The following is a 24,390-nucleotide window of genomic DNA, read 5'->3' on the forward strand; positions in this document are numbered from 1 at the left end:
GCGGGCCGGCGGCGGACGGCGATCAGCGCTCGGGCTGTGGGCTGACCGGCTTGGTGGTGCGGGCCGGGCTCACCACCAACCAGACCGCGAGGCAGACGACGGCGCCACCCATGACGAAGCCGCCGGTGAGGGTCTCGCCGAGCACCAGGTAGCCCCACAGGATGCCAAACGGGGGGATGAGGAACGTCACCGTCAGGGATCGCAGGGGGCCGATGTCGGCGATGAGGCGAAAATAGAGCAAATAGGCGAGGGCGGTGCAGATGAAACCGACTGCCAGCACGCTGACCCAGACCTCGGGCTGTGCCCAGTTGACGACAGGACCGGTTGCCATGGTGTAGCCGAAAAAGGGCAGCAGGAAAAGACAGGCCCCGAGCTGGCTGCCGAAGGCCACCAGCTTGGCATCCAGCCCTCCTCGCTCGCTGATCCAGCGCCTCGTCAGGAAGCCGGCGCAGCCGTAGCAGGCGGTGGCGATGAGGCAGGCCAGCACCCCGGTGACGAGGTTGCCGCTGAGGCTGAGCTCTCCCGTGGTGGTGATCAGGGTGATGCCGATGAGCCCGAGCAGCACGCCGGCCCACTTGCGCAGGGTCAGCGTCTCGTTGAAGAAGGAGAAACCGATCAGCGCCCCCATCAGCGGCGTGGTGGCGTTGAGGATGGCCGAGTAGCCCGCCGGCAACCAGAGCGCGGCGATGGCGTACATCAGGAAGGGGATGCCCGAGTTGATGATGCCGAGCACCATGGATGACTTCAGCTTGCCGTGAAACTGCATGGGGGTGCGCAGCAGCGCCAGCATGACGGCGAGGCCGATGAGGGCGAAGAAGACCCGCAGGAAGGTGGTGTTGACCGAGCCGAAGGCGGGGGCTGCGATGCGCATGAACAAAAAGCTGGCCCCCCAGATGGCGGCAAGGGCCAGCAGTCTCGCGTAATCCGATGTTCTCATTTTCTCTTCCTTGAAATGCTGGGCTAGCACCAGCTGACTGGTATGCAGATCCCTCATGATGCAGGCATGTCCGGCTGCTGACAACCGGCTGAGGGGGAGGCAAACAAACAAGGCACCACCTGGGTGATGCCTTGTTGCATGGGTCGTATCGATTTATTTGCCTAGGTTGTCTATCACTCGCTTTCCGGTTGGCTGACGAAAGCTATCTTGTGCAGACCGTGCTGGGAAGCCTGGGCCATCACCCTGGCGATGATGCCGTACTCGACGCTCTTGTCGATGCGCAGCTGGATCTCGGGCACCTCGGGCTTGGCCGCGCTGGCCTCCTCCATCTTGGTGAGCAGTGCCGCCTCGTCGACGGCCTTGTCGTTCCAGTACAGCTTGCCGGCCCCGTCGATGGAGAGCACCACGTCCTCCTGCTTGGGCTGGTTGGTCTGGCTGCTGGCCTCGGGCAACTCGAGCTTGACCGCGTTGGTGAGCAGGGGGGCGGTGATCATGAAGACGATCAGCAGCACCAGCATGACGTCGATCATGGGGATCATGTTGATCTCGGAGAGGGGCTGCTCGTCCGAGTCACCGGGCAGTTTGCCGAAAGCCATTACATCTGCCCCTTCTTGATGGTCTCTCTCTTGGCGCTCTCGATGCCGGACAGCTGGGTCACGTTGGAGGCGCCCTGCTCGAACCCGGTCACCAACAGGGCGAAGAGGTCGTAGGCGAAGTCATCGAGGGCCGCGAGTTTCAGGCGATTACGGCGCACGAAGAAGTTGTAGATGAGCACGGCAGGCAGGGCCACGGCGAGACCGAAGCCGGTCATGATGAGGGCCTCGCCGACCGGGCCCGCCACCTTGTCCAGGCTGCTCTGGCCGGCAGCCCCTATGGCCAGCAGGGCGTGATAGATGCCCCAGACGGTGCCAAACAGCCCGACGAAGGGGGCCGCCGAGCCGACGGAGGCGAGGAAGGCCAGCCCCTGCTCGAGGCGGATGCGCTCCATGGTGATGGCCTGGCGCAGGGCACGCAGCAGGAAGTCATCGGGGGAGCCGAGTTTGAGTGAGACGGCGCGCTCCTGGGCTCTGCCTAGCTGGGCCATGGCGCCAAGGGCCGCCCGGGTCACCCGGCCATGGCTCTCCTGTGGCGGCGTCCGGGCGAGCTGCTGCTCCATCTCCTGCAGGCTCTCGTGCTGCCAGAATTCGGCCACGAAGCGGGCGTTCAGGCGCTGCTCGCGGATCCCGAGCCAGAGCTTGAGCAGGGCGAAATAACAGGTGCCGAGCGACATCAGTATCAGCAGGATGAGGGGGATGAGGCCCGCCCCAGTGTTCTGGCTGAGCAGATGGGCGATGCCCATGGCGTTGGTTTCGACTTCCGGATTCATGGTTAGTTTCCTAGCTTGAAGATGATGGTGACCCTGGCCCAGTCCGCGACCGCGACATTGTTCTGTTTGGCCGGAATGAAGCGCCAGCGGTTGACGGTGCGTCTGGCGATCATGTCAAGGCGTCGATAGCCGCTGCTGCGCTCCACCTCGACCGACTCCGCCGTGCCCTCCTTGGTGACGCGTACCTTCAGCACGACCTGGCCCTCTTCTCCGCGCCTGCGGGACTCCTGAGGGTAGGGGGGCTCAGGGTTGTTCAATCTGGCGTCCCGGGAGATGGGGGCGCTGCTGCCAGCCCCCGTGCCGGTCTGCCGGGTCTTGGCCGGGGCGCTGTTGCTGCTGGCACTCTGGCTATTGGACGTGGACGTGGACGTGGACTTGGTCGGCGTGGCGGGTGCAACGGGGGCCACAACCGACTGAGCCTGGGTGACGGGTTTGACCACAGGGACTGGCTTGGACTTTGGCGGCGCCTTGGGCACCGGCTTGGGAGCTGGCTTCTTGACGACGGGCTTGACCACCTTCTGCTGCACCGGCGCCGGCTTCTTGATAGCAGGGGGCTGCGCAGGGGCGGCGGCCGCCTTGGCCGGTGCGTCATCCTTGTTCGACTCCCCCGCCCAGCGGGCAGAGAGGGTGAGGGGCTCGGGGGGCTGGATGGGGGTGGGGCGGCTGCCCTGCAGCAGCCACAGGATGGCGAGGTGCAGGAGCACGGCCAGAGTCAGGCAGGCGAGCTGGACAGGGCCGAATGCCATCTTGTCGCGGCCCATGGCCGGTCTCATTGCGCAGGTGATCATCGACCCGCTCCCTTCCTGATCGTCATCTTGGTACTCAAATGTCTATTAAATGGCCGCCAACATCGGCCCTTGGCGCCCAGCATGCGCCAGGCGATGGGGTGCAAACAAGAAACATTATCAATCGCGTTTTAATCATCCTAGCCTGCAAGCGGCTCGGCCGAGCCGGCTCAGCCGTGCTGCCCGCCCTCACACTCTTGCCATGGGGTGCCCTGCTCATCTGCTCGCCATCAGATTCATGGCAATCACTCCAGAAATGAAAGCGCTATCAATCACATACAGCCGATCTCGGGGGCGATGTTGGTCACAATTTGCACTCGGCTGGTCATTGAATAGCCAGTTTGAGCCCTAGACTGGCTGGGCCCATCTGAAGGCGGGACTGTAGCGGATGGGGGAACGCCGGGGCACACCGGCGTCACACACAAAACAATGAAAATAAAGGACTATCAATGGCTAGATGGATAATCGCGGCCGGATTGTTGGGATCACTCATGGCCTCGCCACACGCGACGGCGGCAGAGTGGTTCTTCCGGGGCACCGCGAATGGATGGGCGGCGACCGCCATGGTCTCCACCGACGGCGTCAATTTCGATACCTGCCAGTTCTTCCAGGGCGGGGATGCCAGCGGCGGCCCGCGCTTCAAGATAGACAGATACGGCAACTGGCAGCAGAGCTACCCGGCGGCCGACAAGCTAGTCAATGCCAACACCCACTACCAAATTCGCATCAACGCCGGCACCCAGGCGATCACAGCCACGGCGGTGGACGGCTGCGAGCAGAGCGGCTTCGCCAGGAACTGGCCGCAGTTGCAGGTGCGCGGCACCTTCAACGGCTGGGCGAGCCTGCCCATGACCTTGGTGGCCGATCACCTGTGGCAGGCCGAGGGCTACATGGATGGCAAGGCCAGCCAGCGCCTCAAGTTCGATCAGGCCGGCGACTGGGCCACCAACTACGGCGACAGCAACGCCGATGGGGTGCTGGAGCGCAGCGGCGGCGACATTCTCTGGAGTGGCACCGGCAATGTCCGCTTCCAGGTCAACGACCAGACCCTGGCCTACAGCATCATCCCCCTCGGCGACGACAACCAGCCACCGCTGGCGGTCATCACCCCGGGGGGCACGGTCAATGTGGCGGTGGGGGAGGCGCTCACCTTGAGTGGCAGCGACTCCACGGATGCCGATGGCCAGATAGCCAGCTATCTGTGGAGCAGCGGCGAGACCACCGAGAGCATAGTGGTCAACACCAGCCAGGCGGGCACCTTCACCTATGGCCTGACGGTGACCGACGATCAGGGGGCCAAGGGGAGCAGCAGCGTCAGCGTGGTGGTGGCAGCGCCCCAGACAGGCGACAAGTGGTACTTCCGCGGCACTCCCAACAACTGGGGCCTGACCGCCATGACCAGCCAGGACGGAGTCAATTTCTGTACCGAGCAGGTCTTTGGCAGCAGCGATCCCCGCTTCAAGGTGGATCACAAGGGGGACTGGACCGAAGCCTACCCGGCCCAGGACTACAAGGTGACCGGCAACACCAGCTACCGCATCTGCTTCGATGCCAAGAGCAAGGCGCTGGACGTGGCACCGGTTGCGGGCGCCGATACCCAGGCGCCGACGGCGAGCGCGAGCCCGACCCCCGGCAACTACGCCCAGGCGCAGTCCATCACCCTTGCGGTGAGCGATGACAAGGACAGCGCACCCAGGCTCTATTTCACCCTGGATGGCAGCACGCCGAGCACCGGCTCCGCCCTCTACAACGGCCAGGTGTTCAGCGCCAGCGACAAGGGCAGCGGCGCCGATCTGGTGATCAAGACCCTGAGCGTCGATGCCACCGGCAATCGCCGTGAGCAGAGCTTCAGCTACTACATCGGCGATCAGGCGGTGGCAGCGGGCGACTTTCGTGGGGAGAGCATCTACTTCTTGCTGACCGCCCGCTTCTACGACGGGGATGCTGGCAACAACTATTACAACCGGGATCGCTACAAGGCGGGGGATCCCCACTGGCGCGGTGACTTCAAGGGGCTCATCGGGAAGCTCGACTACATCAAGGATCTCGGCTTCACCGCCATCTGGGTGACGCCACCGGTGGAGAACCGCTCCGGCCTCGATTACCACGGCTACCATGCCTACGACTTCTACCGGGTCGACCCCAGGCTGGAGTCGCCGGGGGCGGGCTATCGTGAGTTTATCCAGGCGGCCCACGCCAAGGGGATCAAGGTGATACAGGACGTGGTGATCAACCACTCCAGCCAGTACGGCCTGCGGGGCAAGACCTGGATTGACCACTTGCCCATCAAATACTATGTGCCGGCGGGCTCGAGCCAGGGCCTCATCAACAACGGCCCCTATCAGGGCAACCTGGGGGATTACGCCAGCGCGAACCGCTGTGACGATGACAACCCGGCGGCCCCCGACTGGTACAAGGCGCGCTGTCAGTCCGATCCGGAAGGGGTGGTGCCCCTGGTGGATCCCAAGACCGGCAGCACGGTACCGAGCGCCGGTTACAACCCCAACCGCTTCTTCGGCATCGACGCCCAGGGGCTGGATCCCGCCTGGTATCACCTTGACGGCTTCATGTCCGGCGGTGACTGGGAGAATCCGCTCTCCCTGCAGCGCAAGCACATGGCGGGGGATTGCATCGATCTCGCGACCGGCAACCAGAACGTCAAGGACTACATCAACGGCGCCATCCACCAGTACCTCGACATGGGGGTCGACGCCATCCGCATCGATACCCTCAAGCACATAGAGCGGGACGAGCTGCTGACCTATGTCCACGACTGGCAGGCCCACAAGCCGGGGCTGTTCGTGTTCGGCGAGAACCTGGTGAAGGGCACGGGCTGGGGATCTGAGATCGCCAACGATAACGCCTCCGCGGTGATCCGCCCCTGGTGGTATACCCGCACCACCAGCGATCCGGCCAACCCGCGCGCCGGCGGGGATTCCGGCCTCTCTGTGCTCGACTTCTCGCTCTTCTCCACCTTCCGTGACAACGTCACCAAGGGCAGCTTTGGCGGGGTCGGTGGTATCTTCGGCATGGACTGGGTCTACGGCGATGCCACCAAGCTCATCACCTTCTTCCAGAACCACGACGTGGGGCCGGACAACGACTTCAAGTACCGCTACGGTGGGGAGGAGGGCAACGCGGCCATGACGTACAACCTGCTGTGGACGGCGCGCGGCATCCCGACCCTCTACTACGGGGAAGAGGTGATGTTCCAGGCCGGCAAGCCGCAAGACATCGACGGCGCCACCATGACGGTAGATCAGACCGGCCGCGCCTACTATGGCGACGTGCTGGACAACCCGGCGACCGCCTCCCACCCGCTCTATCTGCACATCAAGCGCCTGAACCAGATCCGCAAGGCGGTACCCGCCCTGCAGAAGGCGCCCATGAGCCAGGTGAATGAGTGGGGCAGCGGCATGAGTTTCGTGCGCGATCTCAGTGCCGAGGGCAGCTATGCGGCCGTGGGCCTCGCCGCCAACTCGGCTCAGCAGATAAGCATCAGCGGCGTGAAGAACGGCAGCTACAGGGACGCCGTGACCGGCACCACGGTCAACGTCAGCAATGGCAGCCTGAGCTTCGCGGTGCCCGCCTACTCGGCGCGGGTTTGGGTGCTGAGTGGCCCTGGCAAGATAGGGAGCGATGGCAAGTATTTGAAATAATGCGGTTTATAAGCAGCCCGGCATACCGGGACGGCAGCTCGCTGCAATAACAGTGAATAGCACTCAGAGTCGGCCCAAGGGCCGACTTTTTTATGTTCGTTTTATACCCGCGTTGAATCCATGCTGCGGATACTCGCGCTACCCGCTACCCGCTATCCGCTATCCGCTATCCGCTATCCGCTATCCGCTATCCGCTACCCGCTACCCGCTACCTTGATGCGATATGCGCTGCGTGGTTCTGCATGAATCAATGGCAGCCCTCCCTGAACGCGATAAGGAAAGGACGCTGTTATGCGCCATAAATAGAGCCTTGTGTGTCGCAGATAGGGCCTTGTGGTTTGCCAGGGGAGGGCACTTCTGTGCGTCGTCAGGGGAAGATGAGACAGCTTGTTTCCCCCTGGTTGCCAGGTGCGTTGCATGGATGCTTTGCACCGAAATGGTGCTGATGCACCTTAGTGGTGCGCTCCCCGATGCACTCAGATCGGCACTCGGGGCAATAACGGCAGGTCCGCGTGAGGATGCAAACTCTCCAGATCCGGCTACAGGCCTTGTGCCGCCTGCCTTTAAGCTTTTCAGACCCGGCCCGTGACCGAGTTTTAAGCAGCGGCACCTCTGGGCAGTGCAAACATGCTGACTCGCCGGATCCGGGTGTTTTCAGGCAGATATAACCGACTGTTTTAGTCCGCCGAATTAGACGTTAAATCCGAATATTTATTGTTTTATGGTCTCTTGTGTTGGTTGGCGCCGTTTTTGCTGCAACTTGTCGGCATCTCATGGGATGGAAAACGAGTTCCCTCCTAGGTGTGACTGCCACGCAAGATATTGCGAGCACGCGGCGCCCGTATACGGTCGGGGATCGGCTCACGAAGTCGCGTCATTAGGTTATTCAGGGTCAAATAGGGTCAAAAAAGGAGTCATATGGAAGGTGAAATGACCATGTCGTCCCCGGTGGGCAAGGGGCTGGCACATACCCTCAAGGACGATATCTACGGCATGGTGCTCGGCATCATGTTTATCGCCGTGGGGCTCAATCTGCTCAAATGCTCCGGCATGATCACAGGCGGCATCGTTGGCATAGCCTTGCTGCTCACCCACGTCAGCAGCCTGCCCATCGGCCTGCTGTTTTTCCTCGCCAACCTGCCGTTTCTGGTGTTCAGCTACTTCACCATGGGGAGGGCCTTCATGCTCAAGACCCTGGTGGTCAATGTGGCGCTCTCGGCCGCGACCCAAGGGGTGCCGCTGCTGCTGACGGTTAGCTACATTCACCCCCTGTTCTCCGCCCTGGTGGGGGGCACCTTCCTCGGCATGGGGGTGTTATCCCTCGCTCGCCACAACGCGTCCGTCGGGGGTATAGGCGTGGTCACGCTCTGGCTGCAACGGCGTGCCGGCATCAACGCGGGCAAGAGCCAGATGCTGCTGGATGTGCTGGTGTTCGCCCTCTCATTGCTCACCCTGCCGCTCTCCTTGCTGCTCTGGTCTACCTTAAGCGCGCTCGCCATGAACGCCATGCTGATGAACTGGCACAAGCCCGGCCGCTATCAGGGCAGTTGAGGCCGTCACTAAGTTGCCGGGCGGGCAGGGGAGTTGTTAAAAAAATACGCAGGCGAGGGCTTGGTGGCTAAAAAGCCCCCAACGGCAAAAAAGATCATCTTGTTCCATAAAACGATATGGTTACGGCTGAATTTATTGGTTTTTTGCCCCGTTGGCGGCGTTAAATCGGGCTACGCCATAAAAAATTCAAAAAACTTCTTTACCATCGGCCAATGCATGAGTAAAATTTGTCGGCAATATTTTACACCCCCACTTCCACAACGGTGAGATATTGCCATGCTCAGGATTGCCAAAGAAGCGCTGACCTTCGACGATGTACTGTTGGTTCCAGCCCACTCCACTGTTCTTCCCAATACCGCCGACCTGCGCACCAAGCTCACGTCTGGTATCTCCCTGAATATTCCGATGATTTCCGCTGCCATGGACACAGTGACCGAAGCCCGTCTGGCTATCGCACTGGCCCAGGAAGGCGGCATCGGCTTCATTCACAAGAACATGTCCATCGAGCAACAGGCCTTCGAAGTGCGCAAGGTCAAGAAGTACGAGAGCGGCGTCGTCTCCGACCCCGTCACCGTGCGTCCCGACATGACCATCGCCCAGATCAAGGAGCTGAGCCACAAGAATGGCTTCGCCGGCTACCCCGTCGTCACCGACGGCAACCAGCTGGTGGGCATCATCACCGGCCGTGATGTGCGCTTCGTGATCGATCTCTCCCAGACCGTCGAGCAAGTCATGACCCAGAAGGATCGCCTGGTCACCGTGCGTGAGGGTGCCCCCCGTGAAGAGGTGGTGGCCCTGATGCAGAAGCACCGTATCGAGAAGGTGCTGGTGGTCAACGCCGACTTCAAATTGAAGGGCATGATCACCGTCAAGGACTTCCAGAAAGCCGAGCGCAAGCCCAACGCCTGTAAGGACGAGAAGGGCCGCCTGCGGGTCGGTGCCGCCGTCGGCGCCGGTGCCGGCAACGAGGAGCGCGTCGCCGCCCTGGTCGAGGCCGGTGTGGACGTGTTGCTGATTGACTCCTCCCACGGCCACTCCCAGGGCGTGCTGGATCGTATCAAGGCGACCCGTGAAGCCTATCCTGACTTGCAGATCATCGGCGGCAACGTGGCCACTGGCGCCGGCGCTTTGGCGCTGGTGGAAGCGGGCGTCAACGCCGTCAAGGTCGGTATCGGCCCTGGCTCCATCTGTACTACCCGCATCGTGACCGGTGTCGGCGTGCCCCAGATCACCGCCATCTCCGACGCGGTCGATGCCCTGGAAGGCACCGGCATCCCGGTGATCGCCGATGGCGGTATCCGCTTCTCCGGTGACCTGGCCAAGGCCATCGCCGCCGGCGCCAGCTGCGTCATGGTCGGCTCCATGTTCGCCGGTACCGAAGAGGCTCCGGGCGAGATCGAGCTCTACCAGGGCCGCTCCTTCAAGTCCTACCGCGGCATGGGCTCCTTGGGCGCCATGTCCAAGGGCTCCAGCGATCGCTATTTCCAGTCCGACAACGCCGCCGACAAGCTGGTGCCGGAAGGGATCGAAGGGCGCGTGCCGTATAAGGGTCGCCTCAAAGAGATCATCCACCAGCAGATGGGGGGCCTGCGCTCCTCCATGGGCCTGACCGGCAGCGCCACCATAGACGATATGCGCACCAAGGCCGAGTTCGTGCGCATCTCCGGCGCCGGGATGAAAGAGTCCCACGTTCACGACGTGACCATTACCAAAGAAGCCCCCAACTATCGGATGGGCTGATAAAACGGGGCTGCGGCCCCGTTTCTCCACCCCTTTTTTAGCCCCCACGCTTTTTGTGACAACATCAGCCTGAAGCAGGAATAAAATGACTAAAAATATTCACGCTCACCGTATCCTGATCCTGGACTTCGGTTCCCAGTACACCCAGCTTATCGCCCGCCGCGTCCGTGAGATCGGCGTCTACTGCGAGCTGTGGGCCTGGGACGTGACCGAAGCGCAGATCCGCGACTTCAACCCGAACGGCATCATCCTCTCCGGCGGCCCGGAATCCGTGACCGAGGCCGGCAGCCCCCGCGCCCCCGAGTATGTGTTCAACGCAGGCGTGCCCGTGTTCGGCATCTGCTACGGCATGCAGACCATGGCCGAGCAGCTCGGCGGCAAGGTGCAATCCTCCACCGAACGTGAATTTGGTTATGCCCAGGTCGAAGTGCTGGGTCAATCCGGCCAGGCCAGCGCCCTGCTGCGCAACATCGAAGACGCCATCGCCCCGAACGGCCACGCGCTGCTGGATGTGTGGATGAGCCACGGCGACAAGGTCACCACCATCCCGGCTGGTTTCACCACCATAGCCCAGACCGCGACCTGCCCCCACGCCGCCATGGCCTGCGAAGAGAAGCGCTTCTACGGCGTGCAGTTCCACCCGGAAGTGACCCATACCCGTCAGGGCGCCCGTCTGCTGGAGCACTTCGTCAAGGACATCTGCGGCTGCGAATGCCTGTGGACCCCGGCTACCATCATCGACGACGCCGTCGCCCGCATCCGCGAGCAGGTGGGTGAGGATGAGGTGATCCTGGGCCTCTCCGGCGGGGTGGACTCCTCCGTCGTCGCCATGCTGGTGCACCGCGCCATCGGCGACCGCCTGACCTGCGTCTTCGTGGACAACGGCCTGCTGCGCCTGAACGAAGGCCAGCAGGTGATGGATATGTTCGGCGATCACTTCGGTCTGAACATCGTCAAGGTCGACGCCGAGGAGCGCTTCCTGTCCGCATTGGCGGGTATCGACGAGCCGGAAGCCAAGCGCAAGACAATCGGTCGCGTCTTCGTAGAAGTGTTCGACGATGAAGCCAAGAAGCTCAAAAACGCCAAGTGGCTGGCTCAGGGCACCATCTACCCGGATGTCATCGAATCCGCCGCCAGCGCCACCGGCAAGGCCCACGTCATCAAGTCTCACCACAACGTCGGCGGCCTGCCGGAAGAGATGAAGATGGGTCTGGTCGAGCCCCTGCGAGAGCTGTTCAAGGACGAGGTGCGCCGCGTCGGTCTGGAGCTGGGTCTGCCCTACGACATGCTGTACCGTCATCCTTTCCCGGGTCCGGGCCTGGGCGTGCGTGTGCTCGGCGAAGTGAAGAAAGAGTACTGCGATCTGCTGCGCAAGGCCGATGCGGTCTTCATCGAAGAGCTGCGCAAGGCCGACCTCTACAACCAGGTCAGCCAGGCGTTCGCCGTCTTCCTGCCGGTGCGCTCCGTCGGCGTCATGGGCGATGGCCGCAAGTACGACTGGGTCATCGCGCTGCGCGCCGTCGAGACCATCGACTTCATGACCGCCCACTGGGCCCACCTGCCGTACGACTTCCTTGGTCACGTCTCGAATCGTATCATCAACGAGATCAACGGCATCTCCCGCGTGGTGTACGACGTCTCCGGCAAGCCGCCCGCAACCATCGAGTGGGAATAAGCGTTAACGCCGCTTTCTGCCGATCACGCAAAACTGCAAAAAAGACGCCCTTGAGGCGTCTTTTCTTTTTCCAATCGTTTGCGTATCAATCTTCATTTTTGAGTGCCTCTTTGCGCCCACTTGCCACTGTCATTTCTGACAGTGAGTATCTTATTGATTTGCTTGTGATCAGAACTAGGCTCATTCATGCCAATTGAGACCGATCGTCGGTCGTGGCAAGAGGGGAGTGTAGTGCCAGCCAGCGTTCATACCCGCTGCAGGCGCAAGCCATGGCGCCGAGTGCTTGGCATCTCCCCCGGTGGAGTCCGGACACCACTTGAATCAACGGGGCGGATCCCGAACAGCCAAACGAGTAGGGACAAGAGATCACGGAGGGTTTGTTATGTCAGAACAAGCAGTGCTGTTGGGCGGATGGACGGCCTACCACAAGCTGAGCGCCAAAGATCAGGCTGTCTTCAACGAAGCGCTGAAAGGATTTGAAGGGGTGCTGTATAAGCCCTTCGAAGTCTCCACCCAGGTGGTGGCCGGCACCAATTACCGCTTCAAATGCAAGAGCACGGTGCCGCTGCCCAACCCCATCCACGGGGAAGCCGTGGTGCAGATCTTCCAGTCTCTGGAAGGTACTGCCCATATCACCTCCATCACCCCGATCTGATCCGGTAGTGGGAAAAGTCGGGGAGGGGCGTGAAGCCACCGATCGGTTAGCCCCAAACCTCACCAATGAAAAAGACGCCGAGCGGCGTCTTTTCTTTTTTAAGCCGAATACTGGAGGCTGCTCCACTGGCTGTTGCACTTCGTATGGATACACAAACAAGGAGATGGATGATGAGAGAGACTCCCTGCGCCCTCGCGGCGTGGCAGCCCCCCCACCCCCCCCGCCCGGGGCATCTGCGCGCCGATCTGGATACCTGGCGGCAGCAGTTCTTTCGGGCGCTGCCCGACGCGCGCTGCCTCGAGGCCCTGTTCGATCGTGCACCGGACATTGTCTTCTCCATCAAGGACAGGGCCGGCCGATATGTGAGCATCAGCGAGGCCTGTACTGAGCGCTGTGGCCTGGCAAGCCGGCATGATGCCATCGGCAAGACGGCCCACGAGATCTTCCCGCCCCACATGGCAGCGCGCTACCAGGCCCAGGATGATCGTCTGTTTGGCACCGGTGAGCCCGTAGTGGACAATCTCGATCTGACCCTGTTTAACGACCGCAGCCCCGGCTGGTGCCTGACCAACAAGGAGCCGCTGCGCGATGGCGGTGGCACCATTGTCGGCCTGGTATGCATGTCACGCGATCTGCACGAGCCGAGCCGGGCCGGCTTCATCGACGATCGCTTCGTCGAGGCGGTCGATCACATCCTCACCCATTATTCCACCCCCTTGCGTATTGAATCGCTGGCGCGACGGGCCGGGGTATCAGTTGCCCAGTTTGAGCGGCGCATGAAGCGGATCTTCCAGCTCTCTGCCGGCCAGTTCATCACCAAGACCCGTATCGACATCGCGATCAACTGGCTGAAGGGCAGCGATATGGCCATCGCCGACATCGCATTGCGGTGCGGTTTTTGCGATCAGAGCGCCCTGTCGCGGCAGTTTCGAGCCCTGACAGGCCTGTCTCCACGCCAGTACCGGCAGTTGCTGCGCCGGGAGAAGTGACGCGCCGCCGGTGCGGCGCGTCGTACCCATCTATTGAGCCAACACTACACTGAGGCTCAGATCCCGGTAGGGTTCACCGGCGTCCACCGCTATGTGGTAGTAGGTACCGCCCTCGGGGGCCTGGATGGTGACTATCTCGTCGTTACCGCCATTGACCGAGCCCTGATCGTAGCTGTCCCGGTTAGGCCAGCCTTGGTGCATGACATAGAGGTTGGCGTCGCCGCTGCCACCTCGGGTCTGCACCGTCAGCCGGGTCGTCCCCTGGGGAACGAAGACGTAGTAGTAGCGGATGTCATCCGACGCGATACCGGTGCGGGCACAGGTCGCGTCGATGATCTGATCGTCGGGATAGCCGCAGTCCGGCTCGGGCGGCTGGCCGGCCGTGGTGGCCGTCTGCACCCAGGCGGCGAAATCGTCGTCATAGGTCAGACCCTGCATGGTCGACCAGTAGCCGTCATAGTCGTCGGCGCGAAATTGGGCCACGGTATCGTCCACCCTGTCCCTGTGGTGTTCGAACATGTAACGCACCGCCATATAGCCCCAGCGGTAGGCGCGGGTCCCATAATCGTTCATGTCATAGGTGTTGCCGAAGATGGTCGACAGGGGATAGGCACCGCCCTGGGCCGCCTCGATCGCCTTGGCGTTGTCGTTGCCAAGGGACAGATACTCGGCCAGACCTTCTATCCACCAGACGGTGGGCTGGCTGATGGCACGGGCGAAGTTGCCAGCCATGTTGAAACGGCCATCCAGATAGTGCACATACTCGTGCTCCAGATTCCACACCGAGAACCGGGGCCGCAGCCAGGACGCTTCGTGGGCGATGAAACGCGCCTGGTTGCCGGGTTGGTCGGGCTCACCTTCCAGATACATGCCGCCGTTGTCGGTGGCGATGCCATAGATGACGCCAGCGTAGCGGCTGTAGTTGGCGTAGTCGTCGAACACCACCACCTCCAGCGCGTCGTTGACGTCGCCCGGCAGTGGCCGGTTCTGGGTCTTCAGCATGCGGTGGAAGTATTGCTCCTCGTTGGCCAAGGCTGCACAGCTCTCGGTCAGTTGCTGCTCCGTCATATCCTGAGCTCGGATGCGCAGGGTCGATCCGCACTCGTGGCGGATCGGCAGCACGATGTCGGCCAGCCGCTGCTCGAAGTCACAGGTGCCGTACTCGGCACAGTGGGCATTGTCATAGTATTTCACGGCACTGGCGGTCGCGAGCCAGAGATCGGCGCCGGGACCATCCAGACTGCTCTGCGCCAGGATCTGCTCGATCCTGGTCCGCGACGCGGCGAAGTGGGCCGGATACTGCATGTAGCGCAGGGCCTCGTTCAGGCTGTCGGTGAGCTGGTAGGCGTAGTCGGTGCCGAGCAGGGCTGCCTGGTTGCCCTGCACGAAGGCGAACAGGGCCTCGGCGTAGCTGCCGTCTTGCTCGGCCAGGGCGCGCCCATCAGCTCGGTAGTGGGACATGAACAGGACGGTCAGCAGGCCGGTGTAACCCGACCCCACCTCCCAGTGCTTAAGGGCATCGGCGGCATTCGGCTGTCCGTCTCGATTGGTGAAGCGGGCGATGAGGGGCTTGAGGCGCGGCAGGTAATAGGCCTCATCCTGGAGATTGGTCATCAGGGTGAAGCTCTCCCCGATCGTGCTACCCGCGTCCGGATTGGGGATGAACAGGGCCGGGTTGTCCAGCAGCCGATCGAGGCCGACCCGGATGGCGTCGCGCACCGTGAACGGTGGCTCCGGATAGAGATCGCGGGCGATGGCGTTGTAGTAGCCGGCGCGCAGATAGAGCACCAGATTGGCGAGGCCACGGCCGCTGCCCTGGTAGTCTGCGGCGCGCGCCTGCAACCGTTCGGCCACCGCCAGCAGGTTGGCGGTGTCATAGATGCGGGCGCCGTCGTCCGCCGTGAGAGAGAAGAGGCCATAGGTGCACGGCACCTCGGGCAGGCCCTCCAGGTAGTCGGCCAGTGCCGCACCGGACTTGTTGAGGAAGCCGGCCGGATCGCGGCAATCCCCCCCCTCGGCCAGCAGGCTCTGGGCCTGGGCGCGCCAGTCGGGCTCTCGGTCGCGCCGGGCGTGGGGATCTTGCGTCAGCTCGGGGGCGGCGGGCGGGGGCAGCAGGCGGTGCAGCCGCGGCGCCGGCAGGGTAGCGAGGGACTGGCCGTGCTCGGCGCCGGCCAGGTCTGCCGGCATTATGGCGGGCGAGGGCAGGGAGACGGGGGCCTCGGTGGCGGCCTGGGCGGTGGCCCAGCCAGCCAACAACAGCCACGCCAGGGGTTTTAATGCAAGCATAGGACTCTCCATGGTTGGGGTAGATGCCCGTGCCGGTGTAGTCACGCCGCTGGCGCCTCCCTGCGCCGGTCCGGGACACCTAATGTGGCAGAGAGTCCCTCCACCCGTATTGGCATATCCCTGCGCCTTGACGGCGCAATTTGCCAAAAACGCTTCGCCCGAGCATGCCTTCGCCATCTGGTGTGGGCAGGCTGCACCCCATCATAGGGATCCGCAGATGCGGGAAGATTTGGACGCCCCCTCACCATCAGGAAATAACATGGACAGGATTGTTAATTACCGCGCGACCAAACCAAGGTAACAAAAGGGGCGATCTGCGCTCCGCCTCTTCTGATGCCCCCCTCCCTTTACATCGCTGAACACTTGTCCGGCACTGCCTGATGGTCCGCAGCCGTACAACCTACAGCCCTGTTGCTCCCATAACAGGCCGTGCCTCAAGGGCTGTGCTCATTCATATCTCGCCGCTTCCCAGGCGTGTATCGCCTGTTTGCGGGTCTCCCCCCAGTGATAGCCGCCGAGTTTGCCGCTTTGCTGGATGACGCGATGGCAAGGGATGACGAAGGCGACGGGGTTGGCACCCACCGCCAGCCCCACGGCGCGGGCGGCCTTGGGGTTGCCGATGGCGCTCGCTACCTGGGCGTAACTCACCACCCTGGCAGGTGGGATCTGCAGCAGCGCCCGCCAGACGCTGATCTGGAAGTTGGTGCCGCTCACGTGCAAGGAGATGGGGCGATCCGGCGCCTTGGCGCCATCGAACATGGTGTGGATGACCCCCTGAGTGCGTGATGGCGCCTCCCTAAGCTCTGCCTCTGGCCAGTGCTGGGCGAGGGCGGCCAGCGGCACGTCCTGCGCCTTGTTATCCAGAAACGAGAAGTTGCATACCCCTCTTGGGGTCAGGGCGACGAACGCCTGGCCGAAAGGGGTGTCGTGCACGCCGTGCTCGATGACGAGCCCGGCTCCCTGCTGTTTGTACTCACCAGGCGTCACCGCCTCGAGCTGCACGAAGTGATCGTAGAGCCGAGAGCCGCTGCTAAGGCCCAGGGTATCGGCCACCTCCAGCAGGGAGCGCGACTCATGCAGCAGCGCCTTGGCCCGCTCCAGGGTCAGCACCTGCAAATAGCGCTTAGGCGTCACCCCGGCCCAGCGGCTGAAGAGCCGCTGGAAGTGAAAGGGGCTCAAATGAGTGTGTGCCGCTATCTCCTCCAGGCTGGGCTGGCGCTCCACCCGGTTTGCGATAAAGGTGATGGCATCGGCGATGCGTGCATAGTCTGACATAAAGTGCTCTCACGTTAGGGGGCGCAGGTTCAGGTGCGGCAAATTCAGGTGCGACAAGGTCATGTACGACAGATAGATACCCCACCATCGGCCAGCAGGGCAATGCCGGTGGTAAAGCTCGATGCATCGGACGCGAGATAGAGGGCCGAGCGGGCTATCTCCTCCGGTTGGGCAAGCCGTTTGAGGGCATGCATATTCTGCACAAAGGCCAGACTCTCCGGGGTATTGGTAAAGGCCCGCCCCATGGGGGTGTCGGTGCCCCCCGGCAACAGGGCGTTGACCCGCACCCCTTGCGCCCCATACTCGGCGGCCAGCACCTGGGTCAGGCCCATCAGCCCGGCCTTGCTGGCGGCATAGGCCGCCATGCCGGGCAGCCCCAGGGTATGGCCGACGAAGGTGGAGGTAAAGATGAGGGAGCCGCCGCCACGGGCCAGCATGGCGGGGATCTGGTACTTGGCCCCTACAAAGGCGCTGGTGAGGTTGGTATCCAGGGTCTCCTGCCACTGGGCCAATTCCAGCTCCTGCACGCTGCCCGGCGTCCCCGTGGTACCTGCGTTGTTGAAGGCGATATCCAGTCCCCCGAAGTGTTCAATCGCGAGCTCCACCAGGGTTCTGGCATAGGCCTCGTTTTTGACATCCCCCGCGAGGCTTATTGCCTGACCTCCGCCGTGGCGGATCTCCTCTACCAGCAGGTCGAGCTCAGGCTGGCGTCTTGCCCCGACGACAACCTTGGCCCCTTCCTGGGCAAACAGGATGGCGCTGGCGCGGCCGATGCCGGAGCTGGCACCCGTGATGATGGCGACTTTATCTGACAACATGGGCATGGCGGATCCCTCGGGTTGGTTGGCGCAGTTTGCGCGCTATATTGGGTCTGTTCGAACCCACTATGGCGACAAACCGGGGCCGGAGCGACCCGGATCTTGCTCTCTTTACCGGTGTCGCTAGCCCCTTGGGAACCGCGTTCGGCGGCGATATGGCACCCATCTGCAACAAAACAGGCGAACTCTGGCGCCAGTTCTTTATAATGCCCCTCCTTTAATGACTGCCGGGCCTGCCCGGCGGTGCAGATGGCCTGTGTCACCACGACTGACGGCAGGCCGCCCCGATAGAGACATTGCCATGCATACCCTGGAACAGCTGCGCGCAGGCTCCTTGAACGGCGCCCGTCACCTCAAACTCTCTGAAAACCTGGCGGTTTTCCCCCCCGAGATCTTGAGCCTCAAAGAGACACTGGAGGTGCTGGATCTCACCGGCAACCAGCTGAGCTCGCTGCCGGACGAGCTGGCCGAGTGCACGAAACTGCGCATCATCTTCTGCTCCGAGAACAACTTCACTGAACTGCCCGAGGTGCTGGGGCGCTGCCCCGCGCTCACCATGGTGGGCTTCAAGGCAAACCGGATCGAAGTGGTATCTCCCAAGGCGCTGCCCGAGAGGCTGCGCTGGTTGATCCTGACTGACAACGCCATCGAGCGCCTGCCTGATGAGCTGGGTCAATGCACCTCTCTGCAAAAGCTGATGCTGGCGGGCAACCGCCTGACCGAGCTTCCCGCGAGCCTAGCCCACTGTCAACGCCTCGAGTTGCTGCGCATCGCCGCGAACCGGATTACGGCATTTCCCGCCTGGCTGCTTGCCTTGCCGCGCCTCGCCTGGCTCGCCTATGCGGGCAATCCCTTCGCCGACGGCTGGGAGCCCAAGAGAGCGAACCCGGTCGCCGATATCCCCTGGCAGGAGCTCGAAGTGGGCGCCTTGTTGGGGCAGGGGGCATCCGGCGCCATCCACAAGGCGGTCTGGCACCCCGCAGCGGGTCAGCCAGTGGAGTTGGCCCTCAAGCTGTTCAAGGGCGCCGTGACCAGCGACGGCCTGCCGGCGGCCGAGATGAAGGCCGCCCTGGCGGCGGGTCAGCATGCGGCGCTGATCGGGGTGATGGGGCGGGTCGGCGATCACCCCTCGGGGATCCCGGCGCTCGGGATGACCCTGATCAGCCCTCATATGCAGAATCTGGCGGGACCGCCGAGCCTTGATTCTTGCACCCGGGATATCTATCCCGAGGGGCTCGTGCTCTCGCTGCCGGCCGCGCTCGCCATGGCCACGGAAGTCGCCTCGGCCGCTGCCCATCTGCACCGGCTGGGGGTGATGCACGGGGATCTCTACGGCCACAACCTGCTCCACGACGGGGAGGGGGCCGTGCTGCTCGGGGACTTTGGCGCCGCCTCCTGCTATTCGCCGGCAGACCCTGTGCTGTCTGCCGGGTTGGAGCGGCTGGAGGTGCGCGCCTTCGGCTGCCTGTTGGAAGAGCTGCTGGCCTTGTGCCCGGCGCGAGTGGCCCAGAGCGAGGCACTCCATCGACTGGCGAACGAATGCCAGGCCCCGGAAGCGGCCCTGAGGCCCAGCTTTGCCGGGATAGGTGCCCGACTTGGTCAGATCCAGCAGTCGTTGAGGGTCGAGATGGCGCCACTGCTGGCATAAACGGCTGCGGGTGATAAGTCCTGCAGAGAAAGCGTTGCAAGGTGGCTAATTGGTAGTCAAACACACCTGAAAAAATGAATGAAATGTACATATCATGCTGCCGGCGATGACTCCATTAAATGGGCAGGCCTGGGTCGACAAGGCTTGCACCGCCCCGGTGAAGTTGTGATATTGATGCATCATTGCAGATGACGAGAGAGACAGGATGGAAGCGGCGTTTTGGCATCAGAAGTGGGAAGAGAACCGGATAGGCTTCCATCAGGCGGACGTCAACCCCTGGTTGCCGGTCGGCTGGTCCGCCGGGGGAGGGGAGGACACCGTGCTGGTACCCCTGTGCGGCAAGTCCAGCGACATGCTCTGGCTGAGCGGGCAGGGGCATCCCGTCGATGGCTTCGAGCTCTCCGAGCTCGCCATCGAGCAGTTTTTCAGTGAAAACCGGCTGGCCGAGACGGTGACCGAGGTCGGCCCCTACCGCTGCCATCAGCATGAGAGCCTGCGCATCCATCAGGGGGATTTCTTCGCGGCTCCCATGCTGGGTCGCCAGTACCGACTGGCCTATGACAGGGCGGCCCTGATCGCGCTGCCGGCCGCCATGCGCCGCCAGTATGCCGAGCTGATGAGCCGCCTGATGGCGCCAGCGGGGCAGATCCTGCTGGTGACCCTGGAGTATCAGCCGGAGCAGCAGAAGCAGCCGCCGTTCTCGGTGGGGGAGATGGAGGTGCGCCACCTGTTCGAGCGGGATTTCGCGGTGGAAGTATTGGGACGGGCGAGCGAACAGGAACACCCCAGAGTGCAGAGCGGTCAGCTCTCCTACTTTGACGAGGTGGCCTACCGGCTGACGCGCCGGGGCTGATCCCATGGCGCGATTCTGAAGGGGCTTGCGGGGAGGAGGTGACTCTTTTTACCTCCTTTGACGTAGATCAACGTGATGGGCAGAGGCTCTGTCTAAGATGAGCCTGTTTCTCAATCACTGTCAGGTTTCGGTCGGCGTGCTCTGGTTTTCATCGCCTGATCCGTCATCGGCTCAGTGTCTGATTTTCACGCTCATGTTCACTTTTGGCGGCTCAGGTCGCAATTGCTAATGGTATTTCCAGCCGACCCTCAGGGGTCGGCTTTTTATTACCTGCGTTTTTCACACGAGGCGAGGAAGAGAGGCGATTACGCCTCAAAGGTGGCGGCGGCGAGGCGAAACGCCCGGGGATCGTCGATGAACTGACCGGTGATCCGCTCGTCGTGCTCGTGGCCCTGGCCATAGCTGCAGAGGATCAGTCTGTCCGAGGTGCGGGAGCGCAACTGGGTGATAAAGCGCACCAGATCGGCGCGGCTCAGATTCCCCACCTCCTCGCAGACCCGTTCCCGCTGATCGAACCCGAGATCCTTGTTGCCGATGCTGACCCAGAGCCGCTGGCCACGGCTGCGCAGGTTGGCGTCTCGCTCGCTGAGCTGGGCCTGCAGGCCCGCCTTGCTGTCCTGCCACTGCCGCTCGGTGAACTCCAGCATGGCGAGCGGGAAGAGGTCGATAAACTCCTCCACCGCATCCAGCAGGATCTGCGGCCCCGCCACCGGCGACTGGATATAGAAGATGAGGCCGGGATGGCGATTGAGGGGCAGGTTGCCGGCCCCCACCACGTAGCCGAGCTGCTGGCGGGTGCGCAGCTCGTGGAAGAAGGTGGAGGACATGATGTGGTTGGCCAGGGTGAAGCAGGCGAGATCCCTCGCCCGCACGGTGCGGGACTGGTAGTAGACCAGGAGCGCCGAGTCTTCGTGCTCGCAGCCCTGCTCGCGAATGAGGGTGCCCCTGTCCTGGATGGAGATGAGGGGGCGGCGCGTCTCGGCGCTGGGCTGACTGTTGTCACCGAGGTGGCGCTCCAGCAAGGCGGCGAGTTCGAGCGCCTCTGTCACGTCCCAGTCCCCGTGCACCAGGGTTTCCACGTGCACGTTGGCAAACAGCTGGGCGACGAAGTCGGGCATCTCGCCGAGCTCTATGGTCCTGAGGTGGCGCAACAACTGCTCGAACGGCGGGTTGTTGGGCTGCAGCAGGCTGGTGAGCTGGTTGAACAGCTGGGAGATGGGGCGGGTCTTGGACTGATTCTCCCAGTTGCGGATGAGCTGCTCCTTGATTTCGCTGAAGCGGGCCGGATCTGGGTAGCCCAAGGTGCGGTTGCCGAGGATCATATCGAGCAGCAGGGGCTGCTTGTCGGCAAAACCGCTCATGTTGATGGTAAAGCCCCCCTGGTGGGCATAGATCTGGTAGCCGAGCCCGGCCAGCTCCGCCGGGTAGGTGAGGGCGTTGAGGTGATCCTGGAGCAGCTCCACCGCGAGGCGTGCCATGGCGATGTGGCGTGGGCTGCGCACCGCATGCTCGCTGTCGATGGAGATATAGAGGTTGCCCTTGGGCACCCCGAACAGGTGCTCGTGCAGGTGCCAGAGTCGAAAGCCGGGTCTGTCCACCAGGCAGGCGGGCATGTCGGCGGGCAGGGCAGGCGTGCGGGTATCCAACCGGTTGCTGATGAAGGGGTTGGGGGCCGGCAGATGCAGGCCTGGCTCCGGCTCGCTCTGCTGCCAGCGGATCTTCTGGGCCTCCGGGATGGGGGCGACGCCGTAGGGGGTCTGATACCAGCGGGCGAGGCGGTCCGTGCTCACCTCGGGGGCCTGCACCGTCATGCGCAGGTTGTGGGGGGTGAGCTTGGCGAGGAAGCGGCGGATCAGCGCCTCGTCATATTCCCGCATCATGTAGTCGCCGTAGAGCAGATCGTCCGGGGCATAGCTGAAGAGGTTAAGCACCAGGCCGGAGACGGTGTCCAGTGCCCGGCCCCGCTCCTGGAAGCGGAAGGCGGATTCCAGCACGCTGCGCTTCTCGTCGTAGCGCCAGGCCTGCAGACCGTCACGTTCGATGAGTTTGAGATAACCAAACAGGGCCTCGATGATCTCGTTCACGTGCTCGAGGCCGAGGGGGGTGAGGCCGAAGCTCACCCCGAAATCCTTGAAGTTGCTGCCGCTGACGCCGCCGCCGGCGGCGAGCTGATTGACCCAGCCCTTGCCCTTGAGCAGGGAGAGCAGACTGCCGTCACCTTCATAGCCGATGAGGTGGCTTAAAAACGTGAGGGGCTTCTTGTCGTAGTAGGCGTCCACGCTCGGCAGGGGGAAGGTCAGCCCCAGCTTGCGGGTCTCCTTGACCGGCTTTATCTGGATGCGGATACCGAGATCGTCGAGGCGATAGAGGGGCTCGGAGAGGGTGGGGGTGCCCAGGTTGCGATCCAGAATGGGGCCGAAGTAGTGCTCACTCCAGCGGATCTGGGTCTCGATGGGTTCGGGAGAGATCATCACCAGCCCCATGCGATCCGCGCTGTAGTGAGATTCGTAGAAAGCAACGAGGTCGGATCTCAGATCCCGGCCGGGCAGATCGGCCAGGGTATCCAGGTTGCCCACCGAGAACTTGGAGAAGGGATGGGTGGGATTGATGGTCTCTTTATGTACCTGATAGCTGCGGCGCACGTCGTCCTGCAGCTTGAGGCGATATTCGGAGTCGACCGCGTTGCGCTCCTTGTCGACCCATTCGGTGGCGAAGGTGGGGCAGATGAAGAACTGGGAGAAGCGATCCAGCCCCGCCTCGAAGAAGCCGTTGTCGATGTCGAAGAAGAAGTTGGTGAACTCGGTACCGGTCCAGGCGTTGTTGCTGCCCCCGTGGCGGCTCATGAACTGCTGATATTCCCCGGGCTTGGGGTAGGTCTGGGTGCCGAGGAACAGCATGTGCTCGAGGAAATGGGCCATCCCCTGACGGTCGACGGGGTCGTCGAAGTGGCCTGTGTTGACGGCCAGGGAGGCGGCGGACTTGTCGGTATCGGGATCGCAGATCAGCAGGACCCTGAGCCGGTTTGCCAGCTCCAGATAGTGATACCGCCTATGGTCGTTGGGACTGGCATGTGGGCTCATGTGGGCTGACTCGCGGTGAATTTATTTGAATTTAAACATGATTATCGACCCCGCTATCTTGTGAGGCAAACCCTTTTCTGAGAGGTAGCGCAATTGTTTCCCCCGGCATGGCGGGGTAAGATCCCCCCGCTATTTAAACAGGCCCCCTGGGCGAGGTTGTAATGAAGATCTACATCATGCGTCATGGCCAGGCTGGCATGAATGCAAAAACGGATGAACAGCGTCCCTTGACCGAACAGGGCCGTGACGAGTCTATTCATATGGCTCGCTGGCTGGCTCCCCAATTGACGGGTCCTTTGAGTCTGGTCATTCATAGCAACTATCTGAGGGCCAGACAGACCTGGCAAGCCATCGCCCCCGAGCTGCCAAAGGCGCAGAGCGTCGAGGAGAGCGGCGATATCACCCCGTACGGGGACCCGGCCATGGTGGCGAGCTACCTCACGGCACTGGCGACGCGCCATGACAACATCCTGATGGTCAGCCATCTGCCGCTGGTGGGTTATCTGGTGCAGAGCCTCTGCCCGGCGGCGGGTGCCCCCATGTTTGCCACCTCCGGCATGGCCTGTATCGAGTGGCAAGATGACAAGGGGGTATTGCTCTGGTTGGAAGGTCCGCATACAATACGCTAAAAGTTAATAATAAGTTACAAAATGGTTTTTTAGGGAAGAGATGGGCGATTTTTCCGGAATTTTATATAAATTTGACGGAATTATTTCGCAGGAGCTGCTGTCATACGGATACAACTGCAAGAGGTTGCAAACGATGAGAGTGTTCAAGAAATACCTGCCGCTGATGGTGGCAAAACATGTCAAAACCTTCTTCAAGGGACGGATCTACATCCACGGCAGGGGGCGCTTCGATTTCCAGTCAGGCCTGTTATTGATGCCCATGGCGGCCGACATTCCCCATCGCCAGACGGTGCTCGAGGTCAACGAGCTGATCTCGCGGCTGCACATGGATGCGGCGTGACACAGACGCCCGGATGACGATCCCCCTCATGCCCGCCCTCGTGCGGGCATGATTGCTTTCAGGGTCTGACTGACCCCCCTTTGCAACGCAATGTGATGCGCTTT

Annotated in this window: 18 protein-coding genes; 10 read left to right on the forward strand and 8 right to left on the reverse strand. The window is 62.5% G+C overall.

Annotation, left to right across the window (positions count from 1 at the left end; genetic code table 11):
- Positions 1–22: 22 nt before the first annotated feature.
- The 4 genes from ACT5M9_RS21775 to ACT5M9_RS21790 all read right to left on the reverse strand — a co-directional run bounded on the left by ACT5M9_RS21775 (position 23) and on the right by ACT5M9_RS21790 (position 3,091).
- Positions 23–937: a DMT family transporter gene (locus ACT5M9_RS21775; RefSeq protein ID WP_457978934.1), complete on the reverse strand. Its 915-nt coding sequence runs from the start codon at positions 935–937 to the stop codon at positions 23–25.
- A 173-nt stretch (positions 938–1,110) separates the two neighbouring features.
- Positions 1,111–1,533: an ExbD/TolR family protein gene (locus ACT5M9_RS21780; RefSeq protein WP_457978932.1), complete on the reverse strand. Its 423-nt coding sequence runs from the start codon at positions 1,531–1,533 to the stop codon at positions 1,111–1,113.
- On the reverse strand, positions 1,533–2,303 hold the full coding sequence (locus tag ACT5M9_RS21785) for a MotA/TolQ/ExbB proton channel family protein (protein WP_457978931.1): 771 nt from the start codon (positions 2,301–2,303) through the stop codon (positions 1,533–1,535). The genes ACT5M9_RS21780 and ACT5M9_RS21785 overlap by 1 nt, the downstream gene beginning before the upstream one ends.
- A 2-nt stretch (positions 2,304–2,305) precedes the next feature.
- Positions 2,306–3,091 (reverse strand): energy transducer TonB, encoded by a 786-nt coding sequence (locus tag ACT5M9_RS21790; protein ID WP_457978929.1) that lies wholly within the window; start codon positions 3,089–3,091, stop codon positions 2,306–2,308.
- Between the two features lie 488 nt (positions 3,092–3,579).
- Between ACT5M9_RS21790 and ACT5M9_RS21795 the strand changes: the two genes are divergently transcribed.
- From ACT5M9_RS21795 to ACT5M9_RS21820, 6 genes are all read left to right on the forward strand, one after another.
- Positions 3,580–6,747 carry an alpha-amylase family glycosyl hydrolase gene (locus ACT5M9_RS21795; protein ID WP_457978927.1) on the forward strand — a complete coding sequence of 1,056 codons (3,168 nt, stop codon included), beginning with the start codon at positions 3,580–3,582 and terminating at the stop codon, positions 6,745–6,747.
- Positions 6,748–7,665: 918 nt separating this feature from the next.
- Positions 7,666–8,298 (forward strand): YitT family protein, encoded by a 633-nt coding sequence (locus tag ACT5M9_RS21800; RefSeq protein ID WP_457978925.1) that lies wholly within the window; start codon positions 7,666–7,668, stop codon positions 8,296–8,298.
- Between the two features lie 276 nt (positions 8,299–8,574).
- Positions 8,575–10,038 carry an IMP dehydrogenase gene (guaB, locus tag ACT5M9_RS21805; RefSeq protein WP_438551263.1) on the forward strand — a complete coding sequence of 488 codons (1,464 nt, stop codon included), beginning with the start codon at positions 8,575–8,577 and terminating at the stop codon, positions 10,036–10,038.
- A gap of 85 nt (positions 10,039–10,123) precedes the next feature.
- The gene (guaA, locus tag ACT5M9_RS21810) at positions 10,124–11,713 is read left to right on the forward strand and encodes a glutamine-hydrolyzing GMP synthase (RefSeq protein WP_457978923.1); all 1,590 of its coding nucleotides are present in this window, start codon (positions 10,124–10,126) and stop codon (positions 11,711–11,713) included.
- 382 nt (positions 11,714–12,095) lie between these two features.
- The gene (locus ACT5M9_RS21815; protein ID WP_457978921.1) at positions 12,096–12,368 is read left to right on the forward strand and encodes a hypothetical protein; all 273 of its coding nucleotides are present in this window, start codon (positions 12,096–12,098) and stop codon (positions 12,366–12,368) included.
- 170 nt (positions 12,369–12,538) lie between these two features.
- Positions 12,539–13,357 (forward strand): helix-turn-helix domain-containing protein, encoded by an 819-nt coding sequence (locus ACT5M9_RS21820; protein ID WP_457978920.1) that lies wholly within the window; start codon positions 12,539–12,541, stop codon positions 13,355–13,357.
- Between the two features lie 30 nt (positions 13,358–13,387).
- Here ACT5M9_RS21820 and ACT5M9_RS21825 read toward each other — a convergent pair whose 3' ends face one another.
- The 3 genes from ACT5M9_RS21825 to ACT5M9_RS21835 all read right to left on the reverse strand — a co-directional run bounded on the left by ACT5M9_RS21825 (position 13,388) and on the right by ACT5M9_RS21835 (position 17,742).
- Entirely contained in the window at positions 13,388–15,643 is a 2,256-nt protein-coding gene (locus tag ACT5M9_RS21825) for a M9 family metallopeptidase (RefSeq protein WP_457978919.1), read from the reverse strand.
- A gap of 447 nt (positions 15,644–16,090) precedes the next feature.
- Entirely contained in the window at positions 16,091–16,918 is an 828-nt protein-coding gene (locus ACT5M9_RS21830) for a methylated-DNA--[protein]-cysteine S-methyltransferase (protein ID WP_457978917.1), read from the reverse strand.
- Positions 16,919–16,977: 59 nt separating this feature from the next.
- Positions 16,978–17,742, reverse strand: coding sequence for an SDR family oxidoreductase (locus tag ACT5M9_RS21835; RefSeq protein WP_457978915.1), 765 nt, complete (start codon positions 17,740–17,742; stop codon positions 16,978–16,980).
- A gap of 295 nt (positions 17,743–18,037) precedes the next feature.
- Between ACT5M9_RS21835 and ACT5M9_RS21840 the strand changes: the two genes are divergently transcribed.
- On the forward strand, positions 18,038–19,384 hold the full coding sequence (locus ACT5M9_RS21840; protein WP_457978913.1) for a leucine-rich repeat-containing protein kinase family protein: 1,347 nt from the start codon (positions 18,038–18,040) through the stop codon (positions 19,382–19,384).
- Between the two features lie 205 nt (positions 19,385–19,589).
- On the forward strand, positions 19,590–20,237 hold the full coding sequence (locus tag ACT5M9_RS21845) for a thiopurine S-methyltransferase (protein ID WP_457978911.1): 648 nt from the start codon (positions 19,590–19,592) through the stop codon (positions 20,235–20,237).
- A 305-nt stretch (positions 20,238–20,542) separates the two neighbouring features.
- On the opposite strand, the gene ACT5M9_RS21850 is transcribed toward ACT5M9_RS21845, so the two are convergent.
- A complete protein-coding gene (locus ACT5M9_RS21850; RefSeq protein WP_457978909.1) occupies positions 20,543–23,317 on the reverse strand; it encodes an insulinase family protein in 2,775 nt (924 codons plus the stop codon).
- Between the two features lie 161 nt (positions 23,318–23,478).
- Between ACT5M9_RS21850 and sixA the strand changes: the two genes are divergently transcribed.
- Together sixA and ytfK are read left to right on the forward strand one after the other, a co-directional pair.
- Positions 23,479–23,946, forward strand: coding sequence for a phosphohistidine phosphatase SixA (gene sixA, locus ACT5M9_RS21855; RefSeq protein ID WP_457978907.1), 468 nt, complete (start codon positions 23,479–23,481; stop codon positions 23,944–23,946).
- A 133-nt stretch (positions 23,947–24,079) separates the two neighbouring features.
- Positions 24,080–24,286, forward strand: coding sequence for a stringent response modulator YtfK (gene ytfK, locus ACT5M9_RS21860; RefSeq protein ID WP_349922445.1), 207 nt, complete (start codon positions 24,080–24,082; stop codon positions 24,284–24,286).
- The last annotated feature ends 104 nt before the right edge of the window (positions 24,287–24,390 follow it).

Source organism: Aeromonas sp. AE23HZ002T15 (genome assembly GCF_054165525.2).